We start from the raw sequence: 18,859 nt of genomic DNA, 5'->3' as shown, positions 1-18,859 counted from the left end.
ATTCTTAACTTTTACGATATTGTGAGTATACTGCATCTACCTTTTGAGCTCACCTGTTTACTGCGTGTTTATGGTTATGAAAAACGCTTATCTCCCTCTTGTTATAACAACCCTTAGTTTGAGTTTAACTGCCTGCGGTGATAGCGCTTGGTGGAATAATCAAGATGAGCCAACTTTAAATACTGAACAAATTCAAAAGCTCATCCCAAACCGAGTCAATCAACGCGACACTTGGGCAAAAGACATTTATGATATTACTGAGCAATTTGGCATTCCTCAAACCAAAGATAATGTGTGTAGTATTATTGCAGTGGTGGATCAAGAATCTAACTTTGTGGCTGATCCACAAGTCGCAGGTTTAGGGGTGAAAGCAGTCAAGGAAGTTGAAGATCGTTTAGAAGAAAAGTTTACTGAAAAATTAGGTGAAAAGATTGGCGGTACAGTGGCAGGTTACTTCCAAGATGTGCTACGTAACCAACCTACCCCTGACAATAATTATTTAAGCCAAATGCGTAAAGTCAAAACTGAGCGTGAATTAGATGAATTATATCGTGAAATTTTTGACTATATGTCCAAGCATTACCATGTCAGTGCCTTAACCGGCGCCGCAAAATTGGTGGGTCAAGATATTGGCGAAAAAATGAATCCCATTACCACCTTAGGTTCTATGCAAGTGCATATTAGTTATGCCAAAGAGCATAAACGCCAAGGGGGCAATATGGCAGAGTTACGCACTGACCTGTATAGCCAATATGGCGGCTTATATTATGGTATTCACCGGTTGATGATGTATCCAACCGACTATGACCGTGCCATTTATCGCTTTGCCGACTATAACTCGGGCATGTATTCAAGTCGTAATGCCGCCTTTCAGAAAATGTTAAATAGCGTGGCCGAGATTGATCTTGATTTAGATGGCGACTTACTGCTTTACAGCAAAGATGGTTCTGAGCGCCCCCAAAAAAGTCAGTCTGAGACCGCTTTAATTAATCTATTTGCTGTGGAAAAAGTACTGATCACACCACGCCAAATTCGTTCTGACTTAAAGAAAGAAAAAGACAAGAAATTTGAAGACACAGCAACTTATAAGGAAATCACACGTTTGTATCAGGAAAAAACTGGTAAAGACCCAATGTATGCGGTGATGCCAGAAGTCGTGATTTCAGGGCCTAAACTGAGCCGTGATTATAATACCAATTGGTTTGCGAGCCGCGTAAATGGACGCTATGAAACATGTATGCAACGTGCCAAACGTATCAAAATTTAGCCCTGTTTGATTTTGATGGCACCTTATGCTGCCAAGACAGTTTTACCGGCTTTATTTTTTACGCCTTAAAAAAACGCCATATTGTGCGGCAAGGGATTAAAATTTTACCTAAAATTCAAGCTTATTATTTACAGTGTTACCCTGCCGATCAAATGCGGCAAACATTGTTTTATCATATGTTTAAAGATCAAGATGCGGCCTTTCTCCAGAAAATTGCCACTGAATACGCTGAGCAATTGATCAAACATTTAGATAGTCAAATGTTAATTCGTTTAAAAGCCCATCAGGCGCAGGGTGATCGCGTGGCGTTGGTTTCTGCTTCTTTGGATCTCTACCTAAAGCCCCTCTGTGATTATTTAGATATTGATTTAATCTGCACCCAACCACAGATTGTACAAGGCAAATTTACTGGGCATTATCAAACCCCTGATTGTAGCGGGGAACAAAAAAGCCTGCGCGTACAAGCAACTTATGATTTAACTCAGTTTGCGAATATTTATGCCTATGGCAATAGTCATGAAGACGAAGCTTTGCTGGCGCTTGCCGACTACCCGTTTATGCTTGGACGAGATCTAGATTTACCACCTTTAGGGTTAAAATCAGCATAAAAAACCACCCAATTGGGTGGTTTTTACTCGCAAGTCATAGCAAGCTTATTTTTTAAATGGGAACGCGTATTTCACAATACGTTTTAACACGCTGCCATATTGTTTCACTAAACTAGCATTGTTGTAGTTTAAGCCATATTTTTCACATACTGCTTCTACTTTTGGTGCCATTTGGCGATAACGACGTGCCGGTACATCAGGGAACAAATGATGTTCAATCTGATGACTTAAGTGACCTGTTAAAATATGGAACGCTTCTGAACCAGTGAGGTTTGATGAACCACGAATTTGGCGCATATACCAATGACCACGGCTTTCATTTTGCATCACACTTTTTGGGAACACTTCTACATCTTTGGTAAAGTGACCACAGAAAATAATACTAAATGTCCAAACGTTACGAATACCATTGGCCACCATATTTCCTGTCAGGACAGGCAATGCCGCTGGACCTGCAATCACTGGGAAGAAGACATAATCTTTAAACAATTGTTTAGAGATTTTCTTTTGCAGCGGACGCCATTCTTCTTTAAGTTGTTGTTTGCTCTTGCGTCCCATCCAGACTTTACCAATTTCTAAGTTCTGAATTGCCACGCCCCATTGGAACAAAGTACAAAATGGGATGCTATATAAAGGCTGTAATAAATGTCCTGGCTTCCACCGTTGTTCTGGAAACAAACGTACTAAACCATAACCAATATCATCATCCATCCCTTTAATATTGGTATAGGTATGGTGTTTATAGTTATGGGTTTGACGCCAGTTATCTGCGGTACCTACAATATCCCATTCATAAGTCTGACCATTGAACTTTGGATCATTCATCCAGTCGTATTGACCATGCATGACGTTATGACCCAGCTCCATGTTCTCTAGAATCTTGGCTACACCTAATAAGCCTGTGCCTAACACCCAAGCTGGTGGGAACCAACCTGCAAATAAGCAGGCACGTCCTGCAATTGAAGTATAACGAATGGTTGAGTAAACTTTACGGATGTATTTGGCATCTTTTTCACCAATATCATCCAACACTTCTTGTTTAATGGCATCGAGTTCACGCGCCAAGTTGTCCAATTCCGCCTGAGTTAATTCGCGGTTTTTCGGATTTTTAAAATATTCGATTTTAACGGGCATATTCATAATTTTTAGGCTCCATTACAGATCAATAATTAGATCCGACTGCGCGGAATTAACACAAATTTTTAATAAATTGCCAGGTTCGGCATTTTGACCACCATTGACAATATTTTTGGTGCTGCCTTCAACCTTGTTACATGCGCATTTATTACAAATACCCATGCGACAACCATGCTTTGGCTTAATATTTTGTTGCTCAAGACTCACTAAAATTGACTGACCTTTAGGAATCGTCACAACTTTATTCGATTGAGTGAGTGTCACATTAACAAAACCTGTTTCAGCGCTTGACTCAGTGCTCATACTAAATGCTTCAGTATGAATGGTATGCGCCTCTGCAAACATCTGTTGTGCTTGTTTGGCAAAACCAGATGGCCCACAGGCATACACAATGGCATGTTGAATCTCGCCAAGCGATGCTAAATGCTGTGTATTTAAGCGTTCAGCTTGTGGCGCCTCTTGGGTACATAACAGTTCAAAATTAAAGTTGACGTATTGCTGTGCCCACGTTTGAAATTGCTCAACAAAGGCCGCATCAGCTTGGGTTTTGACCCAATACAAGAGCGTTACCTTCTGATCGGTCATTTGCTGGGTATGTACTAAGCTTTGCACTAAGCTGTACATTGGCGTGATGCCACTGCCTGCTGCTAATAACACCAAAGGTGCAGTGCTTTTAGGCAAAGTCATTTCACCAAAAGGTTGACCTAACTCTAAAATATCGCCCACTTTTGCGTGTTGGGTTAACCATGTGCTGACCTTACCACCAGCGACTTTTTTTACCGTGAGCAGGACATGTCGATCATCAATTTTCGTTAGGCTATAGCTGCGTTCATAACGCACCCCATTGACCACCACAAACACAGGATGATGTTGACCTGCTTGACCCATATTAAAGTGTTTATTGACTTGTAATGTGAAACTTAAAGTATCTTGTGCTGTTTGATCTTTATGAACAATTTTACCCAAGGCCTGCTCTACCGACCAAAGTGGGTTAATTTTTTGTAGCCAAAAATCGGCATCACGTGGCTCTAACACCGCATTCAATAACAGATTAAGAGGAGATTTTTTTACTGTTGTATGCATATTGATGCACCAAAACCGACGAAACTTTAATTATTATACACATGTATATATATTTGTATATATATTAGATCAGATTTTATCCAATCGATAAACAAATCACAATCCAGCAGTAAAACTCGCTATAATGCAAAAGATGTCTTTATATTCCTCATTCTTATGAACCCGTCTTTGATTCATGCCAGTACCGATGTGCACACTGCTGAACCGCTGTCTACACAGCCGGTGATTACGCGTTCAGCAGGACGTAAAGCCACCATTACCAAAGAAGAATTATTCCAAGCAGCACTCAATTTAATTGGCCCAACCAAAAGCATTGCTGCTTTAAGTTTACGTGAAGTAGCACGTGAGGCAGGTATTGCGCCCAATAGCTTTTACCGTCATTTTAAAGATATTGATGAACTCGCAATTGAATTGATTGAACGTTCTGGGATTGTATTACGGCAAATTTTGCATCAAGCGCGTTTAAAAGCCTCTAGACAAAGCAGTATTATCCGTACTTCAGTTGAAGTGTTTATTGAACAGCTCGATGCCGATGAAGGCAACTTAAGCTTATTATTACGTGAAGGTTATACAGGTTCTAAATCTTATAAAGAAGCGGTAGAACGTCAGTTAAATTTTTTCCAACAAGAACTGCAAGAAGACCTGATTGTGTTAGAAAAAATTAACCGCAGTAAAATTGCGCATCCTGATTTAGTGGCCAAAGCCATTACCCAGTTGGTGTTTAATATGGGCGCTAAAGTGATTGATATGCCAAGTGAAGAACGTAAAGTGGTGGCTGAGCAAACCATGATTATGTTACGCATGATTTTAGAAGGCGCACGCCATTTAGATGAAGCCAAAATTCGTTAATATGTGCTTTATTAGGTAATAAAAAAAGCAGCTCGAAAGCTGCTTTTTTTGATGCTCGTTATGGTTTAACTACCACCATGACTTGAATCGCTTCAGGTGTTACGCCTAGGCCATCGAGTAAACTTAAACCTTCTTTTTGCAATTTTTGTAGACGTGTAATTTCATCTTCACGAATACTTGGGTTAAATTGTTTCAGGTAAGTTAAACGATCAATTTCGTATTGCCATTTACCACCATACACTTCTTTCGCTTGTTGCTTAAATTGAGGTAAAGCTGCTTTGGCTAGTTCTAAAGCTTGAGCATAACGTGCTTCAATCACATCACGACGGGCTTTCACCACTTGGCGGCAACTGTTGCTATCTAAATGATGTAAGTATGGCTTTAACACTTCAGGTGCAACCTTTTGTGATAAATCCTGACCTTTTTCACTTAATAATACACGTACCAATTGTTGCGGTAAGCTGGCTGGCAAGTTCAAGGCTTTTGGTGCCACCACATCGACTTTAAACCATACTTCGACCAATACAGAACCTTGTGGCAGTGCCGCTGATTTTAAAATCGCAACATTGGTACTCCCAAAGCCTTGTGTATTGATCATCTCCATCACGCTTTCGGTAAATGGATGCTCTAAAGTTAAATACTGTGCATCTTCGCGAATTTGGGCTTGATCACGGTAGAAGGTCGCGGTCATGCCTTCTTCATCAAGGGTTAAACCTTGCACTTGCATTTGATCAGTTGGCTTGATGATCACCGTACCATTACTTTGCTCATCAAAATCAATGTTGGTTGAGGCCATAAAGCGCTTCATAAACATTGGCAAGGTGGTGTTATCATCATAGTCTTCAAGTGCGTTCACAATCTCTTGCGCCACCATTGGACGGCATGAGTTGTACTCAAGCAAACGGTCACGACCGGCTTGTAATTCACGCTCTAAGGCTTCACGCTGTACAGACACTTCCTCAAGCAAATCTTCAAAACGCTGACCTTGATCACTCAATAAGCAATCTTTTAAGTCCACAATAAAGTTTTCTTGTAGGGTTTGCGCCGTTGGTGAAATATTACTAAAGATATTTAAACCTTCGTTATACCAACGGAACATGCGCTCTTGTGCAGTCCCCATCAGGTATGGCACATGAATTTGAATACGATTTTCTTGACCAATACGGTCTAAACGACCAATACGCTGTTCTAACACATCTGGGTTAGCAGGCAAGTCAAATAAAATTAAGTCAGAGGCAAACTGGAAGTTACGCCCTTCTGAACCAATTTCTGAACAGAGTAAAATTTGTGCACCATATGAGTCTTCCGCGAAATAAGCCGCAGCTTGGTCACGTTCTAATAAACTCATGCCCTCATGGAACATGGCTGTACGAATACCAGCATGTAAACGTAATACGTTTTCTAAAGCTTCAACCACAGGGCCACTACGGGCAATTAAAAGCACTTTTTTGTGTTTTAAATCGACACGAAGTTTTTCCATCAGCCACATGACGCGTGGATCATGTTCCATCCAAGCACCGTCAAGCTGTGCTTCTTCTGGCCACATTTGTTCACGTAATTTACCATCTTTTGACCAGTTTTCCGGTGCAATCAGTGGCGCAGGCTGACAATCACGACCTGGGAAACCTTGAATCGCTTCACGCGTATTACGGAATAAAATACGCCCTGTACCATGACGGTCGAGTAATTCATGAATCGCACGGAAACGTTGCTCAGGCTGATCTTCAATACGATGACCGAGTAAAGCTTCAAGTGCGCTTAAATGCTGCTCTTCAAGCGGCAAATCCGACATCAACACTTCAGCAATTTTAGCGGTATGTTGATATTGTTCTTCTTCATCTAAGAAGCGATCAAGCGAGCTAAAGCGCTGTGGATCAAGTAAGCGTAAACGGGCAAAGTGACTTTCGACACCCAATTGTTCAGGGGTTGCTGTTAATAGTAAAACGCCAGCGGTTTGCTGTGCTAGTTCTTCAACAAGATCGTAACGGTCGTTACCACCTTCGTCTTCACTCCACATTAAGTGATGCGCTTCATCCACCACCAATAAGTCAAAACCTGCTTCTAAGGCTTGTTCACGCAAATCATCATGGTCAATCATCAGATCGACAGAGGCAATAATGCGTTGTTCAGTTAAAAACGGGTTTTGTTCTGGGTCGTGTTCTTTGATCGATGCCGTGCGGGTTAAGTCAAACAGCGAGAACTCAAGATTAAAACGACGACGCATTTCAATCATCCACTGATATTGCAGTGAATCAGGCACCAAAATCAAAATACGTTCAGAGCGACCGGTTTTGAGTTGTTGATGGATAATTAAACCAGCTTCAATGGTCTTACCTAAACCCACTTCATCGGCCAGTAACACACGCGGTGCAAAACGCTGACCAACTTCGTGTGCAATATACAATTGATGTGGAATTAAACCGACACGTGAGCCGACTAAACCACGTAAACGGCTGCTTTGCATATTGGCTTGCATCAGCATCGCTTCAATACGTAAGTCATACCATTCTTTATAGTCAATTTGGCTGGCCAAAAGACGCTCTAAGGGTTTAGACAGCTGAATAGTCGCGCCAATACGGGTTTCGTTTAACGATTTACGTTCATCTGTACCATCTTCTAATGTACGAATCACGTTGTAACGCAATACGCCACCACGATCTTCAAACGACTCAACTCGCCATGTGATGCCTTCTTGGTCATGCAGTTCATCACCCGCATTAAACACAATACGAGATAAAGGCGCATTACTACGTGCGTAGACACGGGTTTCATCGCTCTTTGGGAATAAAATGCTGACCGATCGCTCATCTACATCAATAAGAACACCTAGACCGAGTTCTGTTTCTGTGTCTGACAACCAACGTTGACCAATAGCAAACTGCTGCAATTTTTCCACCTTTATCTGTAAAATTATGACGGCGCTCAACACTTTATTGGAGCAGAAAACGCCATCTTATCGCAATATATTGTGACATAAAGCCCACCAAAAAGTGAGCTTTGTTGAGGTTATTTGTTTGGGTGTTTAAAACGGGACTGGGCAATCAAATGCCACAGGTTTATCACGAAATGGATGCATAAAACTTAAATGTGCCGCATGTAAACATAAACGCGGCATTAAGCATTGTTGTTCTGGGCTGGCATATAAAGTATCACCGACTATCGGGTGTCCTAAATATTGCATATGCACACGAAGTTGATGCGAACGACCCGTAATCGGTTTAAGTTTAACGCGTGTGACTGGCTGGCCTTGAATCTCAAAATGCTCTAGCGCCTGCCAATGGGTTAAGGCTGGTTTGTCATGTTCAGGCGCAGCAATATGCAGTGGCGGACGACTTGGATCATAAATCACTGGCACATACACAATGCCTTCGCCTTGTAGCGTACCTGCCACCAAGGCTTGATAGACTTTTTCGGTTTGGCGTTCTTGGAACTGACGTGCAATGGATTTTTGCCCCATTTTATTTAAGGCAAAGACTAAAATGCCTGAAGTATCCCGATCTAAACGGTGAATCAGTAAGGTATTTGGTTCAATGACTAATAAGCGATTGATTAAGCAATCTTGTAAATCCTCGGTTTTACCGGGAACCGTGAGTAGGCCTGCGGGTTTATGAATGACCATAAAATCCCGATCACGATGAATCAGGTGTTCAGTTAGAAAATTACTCAAGATTCCAATCCAAGCTGATCACAAAAATAAGGCGGCAATGATAAAAAGCTTAAGGCATAATTACAATGCAGAATTACATAATTGCTGGGCTTTTTTTCGCTTTTCAGCGAAAAAGCAGCATTAACGCGAATTTAACAAAAACTGCATTAATGCTTGTACGCTGTTATGCTCGTAAAAATCCTCATAAACAATCTCAGCACCATTGGCACGCCATAAACCAATCAAGCTCACAATGGCCACAGAATCTAAACCATAAGCACGTAGATCTTGTGTGGGATCAATTTCTAAAGCTTCTAAGTCAAGCTGTTCCGCAATGGCCAATAAAATTCCTTTGGGTGACAAAATCTGTTCACTTGGCGCACTTAATGACCATAAGCGTTTTAAGCTATAGCTATTGATATGCTGAAAACCTTGTGCAGTTAAACTATCTAACCCTTGAATATGTTGTTCTTGGTTGCCCAATAAAATCGCATCTTCAATCAGGCAAATTTGCTCGGTCACGCTATATAAATGCGGCAGAATTTGTTTCAGCATTGGGGTAATTTGTCCCGCAATCATTAACTGCGGATAGTGTGACAATAACTCACCTAAACGTTGCATGCCTTGAGTTAAATCATCACCATAAATATCGACTATAGGAATATCTAAAGCTTTGGCCTTTTTGACTAAAGCCCTGAGGTTTAGCAATAACTCATGCTGTTGATTGTCTTGCTGACGTAAATCATGTAAACCCACCAACAATAAAACCGCTTTTGTCGAATCAATAGCCCATTTGGCGTGAGAAGGACGCAATTGGATTTTTTTGGGCATGGGGTACAACATCAATTTTCTCAGCAAACAAAAACGCCATTATAGCAAGCTTGAGCTAAAAAGATTTTTAAATGACTGGACAAGTTAGTTTAAACCAATAAAAAGGCCCGACGTCCTGTCGGGCCTTTTGTGGGTATGGGGTTACTTGAGGTATAACTCCTGTCGTACCTAACTTTCCATGTGTTGTAGAACTTATCATTGTTGTTTTTGGTTCTGGAAACTTCCTGTTCCCTATGGGTTTAAGATAATAAAAATCTAAGCTCAGATATATAGGCAATTATCGCTTTATTTTGTACGCTCAGGCTTACAATACTTAAGCACCTTGTTGGCCTAAAAACTGCTGAATTGCATGCTGGGCAATTTGTGCATCTTCATAAGATTTAACTCCAGAAACACCCATCGCACCCACCAATTGACCTTGATAGATAATCGGCTCACCACCTTCTAACATGCCTGAAAAGCTCTGCATGGTTAAAAAGCCCATTTGCCCCGCTTTAATGATATCTTCAAATAATTTTGATGGACGACGACTCATCGCGGAGCATTTGGCTTTTTCTAGACATAAGTTGGCCGTCATAGGTGATGCGCCATCCATACGCTTCATGGCAAGTACACTGCCCGTTTCATCCACCACCGCAATACTGACATTAAAATTATGCTGTTGAGCATATTGATAGGCTTGTTCTAATAAAAATTCGGCATCTGTGAGAGTTAAATAATGTTTAGTTTGCATAAGCTTTCTCAGCATAAAAATGTATAAAAAAGCCCGTTGATACAACGGGCCTTTGACAATAGTAAAAAGTTAAGCTGACGCTTTCATGGCAGCAAAGGTTTCACGTGCGGCTTGAATGGTAAATTCAATATCTTCATCCGAATGCGCGCTTGAGAAAAAGCCTGCTTCAAAAGCTGAAGGAGCTAAGTTTACACCGCGTTCTAACATGCCATGGAAGAATTGACGGAATGCCGCCACATCACATTTCAGCATTGAATCAAAGCTGGTGATGTCATCTTGATCAGTAAAGTACAGACCAAACATACCGCCTACTTGTTGCGTTTTAAAGGCAATACCGGCTTCATCAGCAGCAGCTTGTAAACCTACCAGTAACTTAGCCAGTTTGGCCGTTAAGTTTTCATAAAAACCCTCGGCACGTAAATGTTTAAACATTTCAATACCCGCACGCATTGCCAATGGATTACCTGACAATGTGCCTGCTTGATAGACAGAACCGAGTGGTGCGATACATTCCATCACTTCGCGTTTACCACCAAAAGCACCCACAGGTAAGCCAGCACCAATGATTTTACCTAAAGTGGTAAGATCAGGTTTTACGCCATAATGCGCCTGTGCACCGCCTAAGCCAACGCGGAAGCCAGTCATCACCTCATCAATAATAAAGACCGAGCCATGCTCGTCACACACTTCACGAATCGCTTGTAAGAAACCTTGAATTGGTGCGACCAAATTCATGTTACCTGCGACAGGTTCCACAATCACACCGGCAATTTCAGAACCAAATTTAGCAAAACATTCTTTTAAAGTTTCAATGTCGTTATACGGCAGAGTTAAAGTATGTTTGGCAAAATCGGCTGGTACGCCTGCTGATGTCGCCTCGCCTTCACCTTTAGTTAAAAGGCCTGAACCTGCTTTAACCAGTAATGAATCTGAATGACCGTGGTAGCAGCCTTCGAATTTAACGATTTTGTCACGCCCTGTATAACCACGCGCTAAGCGAATCGCGGTCATGGTCGCTTCTGTACCTGAGTTGGTCATACGTACCAATTCAATCGATGGCATGATTTCACAGATAATATCGGCCAATGTGGTTTCATGTACGGTTGGAGCACCAAAGCTTAAACCATCAACCGCAGCCGTTTGTACAGCTCGAATAATATCAGGATGGGCATGACCTAAAATCATTGGCCCCCAAGAACCCACATAGTCGACATAACGTTTACCGTCGACATCAAATAAATAAGCACCTTGGGCTTTTTCAATAAATACAGGTGTCCCACCAACGCCATTAAAAGCGCGTACAGGTGAGTTCACCCCACCTGGAATATGTTTGCTGGCTTGTTTAAATAATTGTTCTTGCTTTGCAGATAAACGCATGTTGTATTCTCAAATAAAAATTAAATAAAAATTTAAGCTTGGTCGGCAAATAGTTCTGACCAATCATAGACACGTTGGCCAACCACAGACATCGAGCGACCCAATACATCACTCACCACAGCACACAGATCAGCACCCGCAGCAATGACTTCTTTTGAATTTTCAACAGTTAAACCACCAATCGCACAAATCGGCACATTCAACTCAGCTTTGGCTTGTTTTAAGGTGTCTAGACCAATATTGCCCGCTTCTGGTTTAGTGTCTGTGGCAAAAATCGCACCAAATGCCACGTAATTCGCGCCATCTGCGACAGCTTGTTTGGCAAGTTCTAGCGAGTTATTGCAACTACGCCCAATAAGGACGTTTTTAGGTAAACGTGCCACTGCTTCTACAATCGAACCATCATCTTGACCCAAATGTACGCCTACACCGTAATGCACCGCTGCTTCTAAATCATCATTAATCACAAAGGGTACTTTGTATTGGGCACATAAATGTTTCATGTACTCAATTTCATAAGCTTGCTGGTCTTTTGGCACTTTTTTGCGACGATATTGCAATACAGCCACTTCATAAGTTGCCATTGCGCCTTCTAACTTAGCAAGCAATAGCTCAATTGGATCATCATTGGTAATTAAATATAAACCGCGCATGTGCCAAATACTCTAAATTTAAACAATGCCGCATTATGGCACTGTTCTGTTATAAGCAAAAGATCGTGGCTGAAGTGGTGGCTTTATTCGCAGTTAATTTTATCTAAACTCTGATTTTTTAGACTAATCTTGCCGCGTAGCACATCGGCCAACATGCGCCAATCCGAGATAAAACTGTATACAGGCTGTTTAAAACTGGCAGGACGATTACGTTCATATTTAAAATGTCCAAGCCATGCACAGGCATAGCCTGCGGCAATACCATACAATATATAACGTGGCTTTGCTTGGATGATGGCTGCCGTTACACTCACCAAAGCTAAACTACTGCCTAAAACATGTAAACGACGGCTGCTGATATTGCGATGCTCGCTTAAATAAAAACGATAAAACTGCTGATAATTTTGAATGGGCAACTGCGCTTGTAGCAAAGCGTTCATGTTTAAATCCTTTTGTTATTGTATATCGTGCTATCTAACATGCGATAAGCTGTGCTCAAAAGCAACACAGCCGACCTGTTCTTGATCTGCTTTTTGGTTACAATGAGGCATCCATTTTTATAAAAGTGATTGATATGCTTGAAGTCGAACTTAAATTTCAGATTCCTGAGGGGCGTCGTACTGCGTTAATGAAAGCCTTAGATCCGAAAAAATCTGAACAGCTTCAACTTCAAGCCAAGTATTACGACACTCAAGATAAAAAATTAGCTCAAGCACGCGCTGCGATTCGGCAGCGTTTAGAAGGCGACAGATGGGTACAAACCTTTAAAGCCAGCCGCAGTCATTTGGCCCGTTTTGAACATAATCATGATTTAGGCATATTAGAGCACTCGCCAGCATTGGATTTAAGTATTTACCGTGCTGTGCCCGAAGCCGAACAATTACTGAAAGACGCCTTAGCGGATAATCTTGATCAATTGCAACTGATCTTTGAAACCGATATTGAGCGTACTTTACGCGTCATGCCCTATGGCGAGAGTCACATTGAAGTCAGTCTAGATATTGGTGAAATTCGTGCTCAAGGGCGCATCATGCCCATTCATGAGGTCGAATTTGAATTAAAAGCGGGCTCAGTACAAGATTTATTGACTTTTAGTTTTGAATGGGTAAAAAAATATCAACTTTGGCTCGATGTACGCAGTAAAGCTGAATTTGGCAATTTGTTAGCAGACGACCTACAAGTGAGCCCGGCTCAGCTGGGTAAAGCCCTGCAATTTTCTAAAAAAGAAACTGCCGATCGTAATGTACGTCAATTAATTTCCCAACAAATGCAGCACTTATTGCCCAATATTGCTGCTATGTCAGCAGGTGTTGCCAATGCTGAACATATTCAGCAAGCCCATCAAGCGTTGCATCAATTACATTTAAGCGTGTTATTGTTTAAAGATTGGAGTGCCGATATCTCTGACAAATGGGCGCATCAATTAGCTGCATTTAAAGGTCAATTTGAACAGCTGAAGCATTTACAACATATGCAAAGCACCTTAGAACAATTGCTGCAAAGTCCCACGACGAGTGCCAGTCTCGCACAAGACTTGCTCTATGCAACGGAAAAGCTCAATAACTTAGTTCGCTCAACGCAAAATGTGCATCACTTCTTAGAGTTGCTGACCTTTAGTTTAGGACATGCCGAGCCAAACTCTTTATTTGATTTAAAAACCACCGCGCAGCACACCTTACAGCAACACTACAAACAATTGGCTGATGCCTTACATCAGGCAAGCCCTGAAAACTTAAACTCCATTGATGTGCTTATTACAGCCTTGCAGCAACTTAAGTTTAGCTTTCCCTTACTCACGCAAATTTATGATGTGAAGAATTTGCAAAAATATGCCAAAGCGTTGAATGATGCCGACATTGCTGCTGAGGAATATCATTTACTTCATTTAGCCAGTCAATATTTACAAGACACTGAACTGGCCGCCAGTGACTGGTTTGCTTTAGGTTGGCTCACGGCTAAACAAGAAGTGTATGCTGAACGCGTGCTAGAGGTGACAGGGCAATTTTTACTCAGTCGTAAATTTTTAAAATAAGACCACTTTTGCTTACATGCAGTGGCTCAATTTTTGTATATAGTGATACATATACTAAAAAAGAGCCGCTAAAATGTCTGAGATAGAACTAAAATTTCAAATTCCTACCGCACAAACAAAAGCATTAACCAAGGCCATTTTACAGCTAAAGCCTACTCTTTTAAGCTTAGTCGCACATTATTATGACACCCCCGAGCTTGAATTAGCCCAAGCCAATATCTCATTGAGGCAACGTCTGGAAAATCAAGTCTGGAAGCAAACCTTAAAAGCTCCAAGTTCACAAGCCGCCACCCGTATTGAAATTGATATTGCCTTAAAACAAGCACCTGAAAATCTTGATCTAAAGCTTTATCAACAACATCCTCAAGCACAAGCATTATTAAAACCAATTCTGCATAGACAAAAATCTCTGGTACGACAACTCAGTACCGAGGTGCAGCGGCAAATACTCGAGCAACAACAGCCAAATAGCACAATTGAAATTGCTCTAGATCAAGGTTGGTTGATCACAAAAGATAAAAAGGTCAAGATTTCAGAAATTGAGTTTGAGCTTAAAAGCGGTCCAATCACTGAGCTCATTAAGGTAATACGTCCTTGGGTGCAGAAATATAGCTTATATTTAGATACGCAAAGTAAAGCAGAACGCGGTTATGCGCTGCTAGACGCAGATCAACAGCCAGCGACTTATCAAAGCAATTTTCTCTTACAGAAAAAGCAATCTACTGAACAAGCTCTACGTCGTATGGTCAATCACTGTCTACAACATCTATTGCCCAATGCCAGTGCCATTGCCCGCAATGATTACCATGCAGAACATGTACATCAAGTAAGGGTTGCTATTCGACGCTTAAGAAGTGCCTTTAAAACCTTCCAACACTGGACCATAACTGACTTAGCGCCATGGCAACAACAATTAAGGCAAATCTTTCAACAGTTAGGTACGACACGCGATCAAGATGCGTTAAATGAAAGCTTAATCCCACTCCTCCAACAAGCAGGCTCACCGCTGGATCAATTGCCTCAGACACCTACAAAAAGCGTGAACTTAAGCCACTTGTTTCGTGAATCAACCACGACCTTGCTTTGGTTAGATTTAATTGCTTTTAGTCAAAGCCAAGTTGCCCAGCCACCAACTTCACTGCAAACACAGGTTAATCAACGTATTGGCAAGTTACATCACAAAGTTGTGGCGCAACAGCATGTCTTTATGGATTTATCGATTGAAGAAAAGCATCAATTACGCAAACAGGTTAAACAATTACGGTATAGCTTAGAGTTAACACGTGGCGTGTTAAAACCTAAAGTGGTTAAAGCGTATTTAAAGGCGTTAAAACCGCTGCAAGAAGTGCTAGGAGAGTTTAATGATCTAAGCGTGGCTGAAACCTTAATTGTGCCTGCACTTCAACAAGAGCCGCGTTATTGGTTTATGTTGGGTTGGATTAGGGCACAGCAAATGCATGTCTTAACACAGGCAGACCTTGCCTTAAAACGCTTTGCCCAACAGGCAAAACTTTAAGGCAGACGAATCAGCTGCGAAAATAGAGGCTGTGCCTGATCTGGGCCTTGTGTTAAGTGTGCAGTCTTGGGATTGACATGGGCACGCTTTTTCCATTCGTCAAGACTGATGCTTTGATCCAATTGACCATGAACATACAGATAATCAGGTAATAACCCCGGTAATAAAACACGGTAATCACGCGGCACGTTGCCCATAGCATATTCAATCAAGTCAAATAAAATCGTAGTGCAATTACTGACTAAGGTATTGTACCAACGTGGCTGATGATTGAGGCGATTGGCTTGATTGAGATATTCTAAAAATAACATCTGCATTTCAGTGGGCTGCATACGTATAGGATAAATATAGACCTCCTCATCACGAATATTACTGCGCGCATAAATGACATCGTTCTCATCGCCTACCACTAAAGCCAATTCGTATTGCCGAAAAAAGCCACCCAAGACTGAAAAGCCTTCATGTTGTTCTTGGCGTACTTCTAAAGAAAATGCCAAATGTTGACCATCTTGAAACCCAAAGCTGATAAACGCGTGTGCCACTAGACCTTGAATAAAATGTGAAACAATTAAATCCACACGCTCAATATTTTCTAAAGCATAGCGCCGAGTTTCCCATTGGGTGGTGTATTGCTCATCACTGTGCCAAATAAAATTACGTACGTTTTGAATCTCGACTTGGCCATCGACAAAACGATAATTGGCTATACGTTCAACATTGGCTTGCCATTGGCGGTCATTTTGCGGTTTAAGTAAGAAAAAATAGCCCACCACTACAGTAAAACTAATGAAATATAGGGCTTGTACATATTTTAAATGCGCTTGGCGAGGCGCACGTAAGTAAAAACATAAGCTGGCAAAAATCAGCCATATCGCTATGAGTAAATAACTGAGTGCTGCTGAAATGGGTTGTTGCACCCAAATCAACAGCATCACCCACAGGCTGGTGGCCATTAAAAAAACAGCATAGCAAAACGCGATCCATGGTGGCATATGTAGTCTTTGTTGTTGTTTTATTGCCTTTAGCCTAGCATGCGGAGCTCGGCTCAAGTGTTATGATTTTAGCGATTTTTGGCAAAAATCTTCCATGTGCCGTTATCGGCAATGGGGTCACTATAACTGTCATTGCGTTGTTTACGTGGTTTGTCTCGTGCATCCACCAATTTAAAATGCGGCTCTACACTTAATACAATGCCATTGACGTAAAAGCGCGTGCGGGTATAGTCACTTTGCCCATGCTGAAACACATAGGTACGTAAATCAATAAATTCACGGTGTGCCACCAATGCTGCGGTGCTATCGGTTGCCAGCCAATCTTGCATGGCAAAAATTTGATCTTGCTCAAACTGACCACATTTTTCAATGAGGCTGGCTACCCCACGAAAAGTTTTAGACTCTTTGGCCCGGGTTTTGTTAATCCGAATCCGATCCACATGAAAATAAAATAACGGTAGATTTAAGTGACTCGGCAGATGAATAGCATCCATGACCTCGCCTTCTTCTGCCATAAAGGGTTGGAATAAATCTTGTGCCCGACTAATGAGGTCTTGCCACTGTGCAGCATAGCGCTCTACCTCTTGCGCTGTCCCATAATAAATTGGCAAGCCTTCGACATGTGCCAAGTCTTGCGGTGGCCAAATGTGTTGACGTAATAGCGCAATGTCGTTTTTTAAACTTTGTATAGCAATTGCATTGTCCTTCATCGTATCCCTCTTTTTAAAATACTTAGGCTATTTTTAGATTAAGGCAAAGGTTTAGTTTCTGCAAGGCTTTGCCTATAATGGCGCTTTAGATATTGATGTTTAGGAACAGTTCATGGTTCAAAAGATTGAAGCAACCGATGTAACCGAAGAAGAAGCGTTAAATGCGGCTTTTTTTGAACGGGCTGATGCGTTTATTAAACAAGCCAACGAATTTTGCCATATTGAAAAAGGCTCAACTGTTAAACCGCATGACCTCCGTGGTCAAGTCAGCTCTGCAATGCTGTTTGCTGCATCACGCTTTAATACTTGGGTGGCTGCCAACAACTTTAAAGATGGCGAAGAAATGCGCGCCGCTAAAGAACAAGTGATGTCATATTTATTGCAACAATTCCAATTGATGCTAGAAGATAACTATGACGAATATTGCGACCAATTTGAAAATTACTTACGTTTCCGTCGCACCGAAGAACATCATGCGCATAAACATGAACATAAACCACATGATTAACTAAAAAAGCCCCGTATGGGGCTTTTTTAATGGGCTATTCAACTTCAAGCTTGGCTTGCATAAAAAGACGCGCATAACCTGAAATTTCAATGCGATCATGTTCTAACATTTTGCAATACAACGTCCCGCCACGGCTTGAAGCCTGATAAGCGATCAGTTCGGTTTTGGCTAATTTTTCTGCCCAGATTGGAATAATACCTGTATGAATCGAACCTGTGACTGGGTCTTCAGGAATACCATTGGCGGGTGCAAAATAACGTGATACACAGTCATATTGCTGATCAAAACTGCTAATGGCAACATCCAGTTGGCTCGCATCTGCGGTAATCGCAGTACGGATTTTGCCAAGCGTTTTGAGCAGTTCCATATTTGGGCGTTCATCACATACATCTTGTACCGATTCGTAGATGACAATGTACGCCTGCTGGTTTAAATACACCGCTTTAAAGGGTTTGGTTAAAGCTTGGCGTAGCACTTCAGGCACATCTGTCACCAACTCAGCACGGCGTACTGGAAAATTCATGCTCATTTTGCCATCTAGATGTTGATGAACAATAAAGATGCCCAAATTTTTAACATGAAAATAAATGGTTTTTTGTTCAGTAAAATCTTTAAATAAGACAAAGCTGCTGGCTAAAGTGGCATGGCCGCAAAAATCGACTTCAGTGGTTGGCGTAAACCAACGAATCTCAAAATTTGTTGCATCAATCTGTTTCACAAACGCTGTTTCTGATAAATTGTTTTCTAGCGCAATCTGTTGCATTAATGCATCATCCAGCCACTCATCGCGCACAATCACCGCAGCAGGGTTACCTTTAAACAATTTTGTTGTGAACGCATCTACTTGATACATCTGCATATTATGCTTCCTAATTGATGATGCTATATTTTAGCGGTTTTTCTTGTTAGGCTCAGAA

18 protein-coding genes are annotated in these 18,859 nt (G+C 41.5%); 6 read left to right on the top strand and 12 right to left on the bottom strand.

The annotated features are described in order from the left end of the window. The first annotated feature begins 70 nt into the window (after positions 1–70). Both AC5YCI_RS02045 and AC5YCI_RS02040 read left to right on the top strand, forming a co-directional pair. Positions 71–1,267: a DUF1615 family protein gene (locus AC5YCI_RS02045; RefSeq protein ID WP_496128421.1), complete on the top strand. Its 1,197-nt coding sequence runs from the start codon at positions 71–73 to the stop codon at positions 1,265–1,267. Beyond that, complete coding sequence (locus AC5YCI_RS02040) at positions 1,234–1,875, top strand: HAD-IB family phosphatase (protein ID WP_496128420.1); 642 nt, start codon at positions 1,234–1,236, stop codon at positions 1,873–1,875. Before AC5YCI_RS02045 ends, AC5YCI_RS02040 begins: the two co-directional genes overlap by 34 nt. Before the next feature lie 45 nt (positions 1,876–1,920). Here the strand turns inward: AC5YCI_RS02040 and AC5YCI_RS02035 are convergent, their stop codons facing one another. Both AC5YCI_RS02035 and AC5YCI_RS02030 read right to left on the bottom strand, forming a co-directional pair. Further along, positions 1,921–3,015 (bottom strand): fatty acid desaturase family protein, encoded by a 1,095-nt coding sequence (locus AC5YCI_RS02035; RefSeq protein WP_496128419.1) that lies wholly within the window; start codon positions 3,013–3,015, stop codon positions 1,921–1,923. A gap of 15 nt (positions 3,016–3,030) precedes the next feature. Continuing rightward, positions 3,031–4,095 carry a ferredoxin reductase gene (locus AC5YCI_RS02030; protein WP_496128418.1) on the bottom strand — a complete coding sequence of 355 codons (1,065 nt, stop codon included), beginning with the start codon at positions 4,093–4,095 and terminating at the stop codon, positions 3,031–3,033. A 156-nt stretch (positions 4,096–4,251) separates the two neighbouring features. Between AC5YCI_RS02030 and fabR the strand changes: the two genes are divergently transcribed. Then, the gene (gene fabR / locus AC5YCI_RS02025) at positions 4,252–4,944 is read left to right on the top strand and encodes an HTH-type transcriptional repressor FabR (RefSeq protein ID WP_496128417.1); all 693 of its coding nucleotides are present in this window, start codon (positions 4,252–4,254) and stop codon (positions 4,942–4,944) included. Between the two features lie 58 nt (positions 4,945–5,002). Here the strand turns inward: fabR and rapA are convergent, their stop codons facing one another. The 7 genes from rapA to AC5YCI_RS01990 all read right to left on the bottom strand — a co-directional run bounded on the left by rapA (position 5,003) and on the right by AC5YCI_RS01990 (position 12,624). After that, positions 5,003–7,840 carry an RNA polymerase-associated protein RapA gene (gene rapA, locus AC5YCI_RS02020; RefSeq protein ID WP_496128416.1) on the bottom strand — a complete coding sequence of 946 codons (2,838 nt, stop codon included), beginning with the start codon at positions 7,838–7,840 and terminating at the stop codon, positions 5,003–5,005. A gap of 126 nt (positions 7,841–7,966) precedes the next feature. Then, the gene (locus AC5YCI_RS02015; RefSeq protein WP_496128415.1) at positions 7,967–8,611 is read right to left on the bottom strand and encodes an RluA family pseudouridine synthase; all 645 of its coding nucleotides are present in this window, start codon (positions 8,609–8,611) and stop codon (positions 7,967–7,969) included. Between the two features lie 120 nt (positions 8,612–8,731). After that, positions 8,732–9,433, bottom strand: a complete 702-nt coding sequence (locus AC5YCI_RS02010; RefSeq protein ID WP_496128414.1) for a phosphopantetheine-binding protein — start codon at positions 9,431–9,433, stop codon at positions 8,732–8,734. 301 nt (positions 9,434–9,734) lie between these two features. Next, positions 9,735–10,154 (bottom strand): GlcG/HbpS family heme-binding protein, encoded by a 420-nt coding sequence (locus tag AC5YCI_RS02005; protein WP_496128413.1) that lies wholly within the window; start codon positions 10,152–10,154, stop codon positions 9,735–9,737. 69 nt (positions 10,155–10,223) lie between these two features. After that, positions 10,224–11,531 carry a glutamate-1-semialdehyde 2,1-aminomutase gene (gene hemL, locus AC5YCI_RS02000; protein ID WP_496128412.1) on the bottom strand — a complete coding sequence of 436 codons (1,308 nt, stop codon included), beginning with the start codon at positions 11,529–11,531 and terminating at the stop codon, positions 10,224–10,226. 32 nt (positions 11,532–11,563) lie between these two features. Then, a complete protein-coding gene (thiE, locus tag AC5YCI_RS01995) occupies positions 11,564–12,184 on the bottom strand; it encodes a thiamine phosphate synthase (RefSeq protein ID WP_496128411.1) in 621 nt (206 codons plus the stop codon). Between the two features lie 83 nt (positions 12,185–12,267). Continuing rightward, the gene (locus AC5YCI_RS01990; protein WP_496128410.1) at positions 12,268–12,624 is read right to left on the bottom strand and encodes an Mpo1-like protein; all 357 of its coding nucleotides are present in this window, start codon (positions 12,622–12,624) and stop codon (positions 12,268–12,270) included. Positions 12,625–12,758: 134 nt separating this feature from the next. On the opposite strand from AC5YCI_RS01990, the gene AC5YCI_RS01985 reads away from it, so the two are divergent. Further along, positions 12,759–14,216, top strand: coding sequence for a CYTH domain-containing protein (locus tag AC5YCI_RS01985; RefSeq protein WP_496128409.1), 1,458 nt, complete (start codon positions 12,759–12,761; stop codon positions 14,214–14,216). A gap of 73 nt (positions 14,217–14,289) precedes the next feature. Beyond that, positions 14,290–15,732 (top strand): CYTH and CHAD domain-containing protein, encoded by a 1,443-nt coding sequence (locus AC5YCI_RS01980; protein WP_496128408.1) that lies wholly within the window; start codon positions 14,290–14,292, stop codon positions 15,730–15,732. Here the strand turns inward: AC5YCI_RS01980 and AC5YCI_RS01975 are convergent. After that, positions 15,729–16,685 carry an Lnb N-terminal periplasmic domain-containing protein gene (locus AC5YCI_RS01975; RefSeq protein WP_496128407.1) on the bottom strand — a complete coding sequence of 319 codons (957 nt, stop codon included), beginning with the start codon at positions 16,683–16,685 and terminating at the stop codon, positions 15,729–15,731. The two genes, AC5YCI_RS01980 and AC5YCI_RS01975, sit on opposite strands and share 4 nt — an antisense overlap. Positions 16,686–16,792: 107 nt before the next feature. Next, entirely contained in the window at positions 16,793–17,434 is a 642-nt protein-coding gene (locus AC5YCI_RS01970) for a hypothetical protein (RefSeq protein WP_496128406.1), read from the bottom strand. 112 nt (positions 17,435–17,546) lie between these two features. Here AC5YCI_RS01970 and AC5YCI_RS01965 point away from each other — a divergent pair, with 112 nt between their 5' ends. Next, on the top strand, positions 17,547–17,942 hold the full coding sequence (locus AC5YCI_RS01965; protein ID WP_496128405.1) for a DUF3144 domain-containing protein: 396 nt from the start codon (positions 17,547–17,549) through the stop codon (positions 17,940–17,942). A 34-nt stretch (positions 17,943–17,976) separates the two neighbouring features. Here the strand turns inward: AC5YCI_RS01965 and AC5YCI_RS01960 are convergent, their stop codons facing one another. Then, positions 17,977–18,801: a PhzF family phenazine biosynthesis protein gene (locus AC5YCI_RS01960; RefSeq protein ID WP_496128404.1), complete on the bottom strand. Its 825-nt coding sequence runs from the start codon at positions 18,799–18,801 to the stop codon at positions 17,977–17,979. Positions 18,802–18,859: the final 58 nt, after the last annotated feature.

Source organism: Acinetobacter sp. CY17, from assembly GCF_059515825.1.
This window is presented reverse-complemented; position numbering and strand designations above follow the sequence as displayed.

Excerpts from the sequence above, each read along its gene's own strand:
- AC5YCI_RS02045 (WP_496128421.1), top strand. The coding sequence starts at position 71 with ATGGTTATGAAAAACGCTTATCTCCCTCTTGTTATAACAACCCTTAGT.
- AC5YCI_RS02040 (WP_496128420.1), top strand. The coding sequence starts at position 1,234 with ATGTATGCAACGTGCCAAACGTATCAAAATTTAGCCCTGTTTGATTTT.
- AC5YCI_RS02035 (WP_496128419.1), bottom strand. The coding sequence starts at position 3,015 with ATGAATATGCCCGTTAAAATCGAATATTTTAAAAATCCGAAAAACCGC.
- AC5YCI_RS02030 (WP_496128418.1), bottom strand. The coding sequence starts at position 4,095 with ATGCATACAACAGTAAAAAAATCTCCTCTTAATCTGTTATTGAATGCG.
- fabR (WP_496128417.1), top strand. The coding sequence starts at position 4,252 with ATGAACCCGTCTTTGATTCATGCCAGTACCGATGTGCACACTGCTGAA.
- AC5YCI_RS02010 (WP_496128414.1), bottom strand. The coding sequence starts at position 9,433 with ATGTTGTACCCCATGCCCAAAAAAATCCAATTGCGTCCTTCTCACGCC.
- AC5YCI_RS02005 (WP_496128413.1), bottom strand. The coding sequence starts at position 10,154 with ATGCAAACTAAACATTATTTAACTCTCACAGATGCCGAATTTTTATTA.
- hemL (WP_496128412.1), bottom strand. The coding sequence starts at position 11,531 with ATGCGTTTATCTGCAAAGCAAGAACAATTATTTAAACAAGCCAGCAAA.
- thiE (WP_496128411.1), bottom strand. The coding sequence starts at position 12,184 with ATGCGCGGTTTATATTTAATTACCAATGATGATCCAATTGAGCTATTG.
- AC5YCI_RS01990 (WP_496128410.1), bottom strand. The coding sequence starts at position 12,624 with ATGAACGCTTTGCTACAAGCGCAGTTGCCCATTCAAAATTATCAGCAG.
- AC5YCI_RS01985 (WP_496128409.1), top strand. The coding sequence starts at position 12,759 with ATGCTTGAAGTCGAACTTAAATTTCAGATTCCTGAGGGGCGTCGTACT.
- AC5YCI_RS01980 (WP_496128408.1), top strand. The coding sequence starts at position 14,290 with ATGTCTGAGATAGAACTAAAATTTCAAATTCCTACCGCACAAACAAAA.
- AC5YCI_RS01975 (WP_496128407.1), bottom strand. The coding sequence starts at position 16,685 with ATGGCCACCAGCCTGTGGGTGATGCTGTTGATTTGGGTGCAACAACCC.
- AC5YCI_RS01970 (WP_496128406.1), bottom strand. The coding sequence starts at position 17,434 with ATGAAGGACAATGCAATTGCTATACAAAGTTTAAAAAACGACATTGCG.
- AC5YCI_RS01965 (WP_496128405.1), top strand. The coding sequence starts at position 17,547 with ATGGTTCAAAAGATTGAAGCAACCGATGTAACCGAAGAAGAAGCGTTA.
- AC5YCI_RS01960 (WP_496128404.1), bottom strand. The coding sequence starts at position 18,801 with ATGCAGATGTATCAAGTAGATGCGTTCACAACAAAATTGTTTAAAGGT.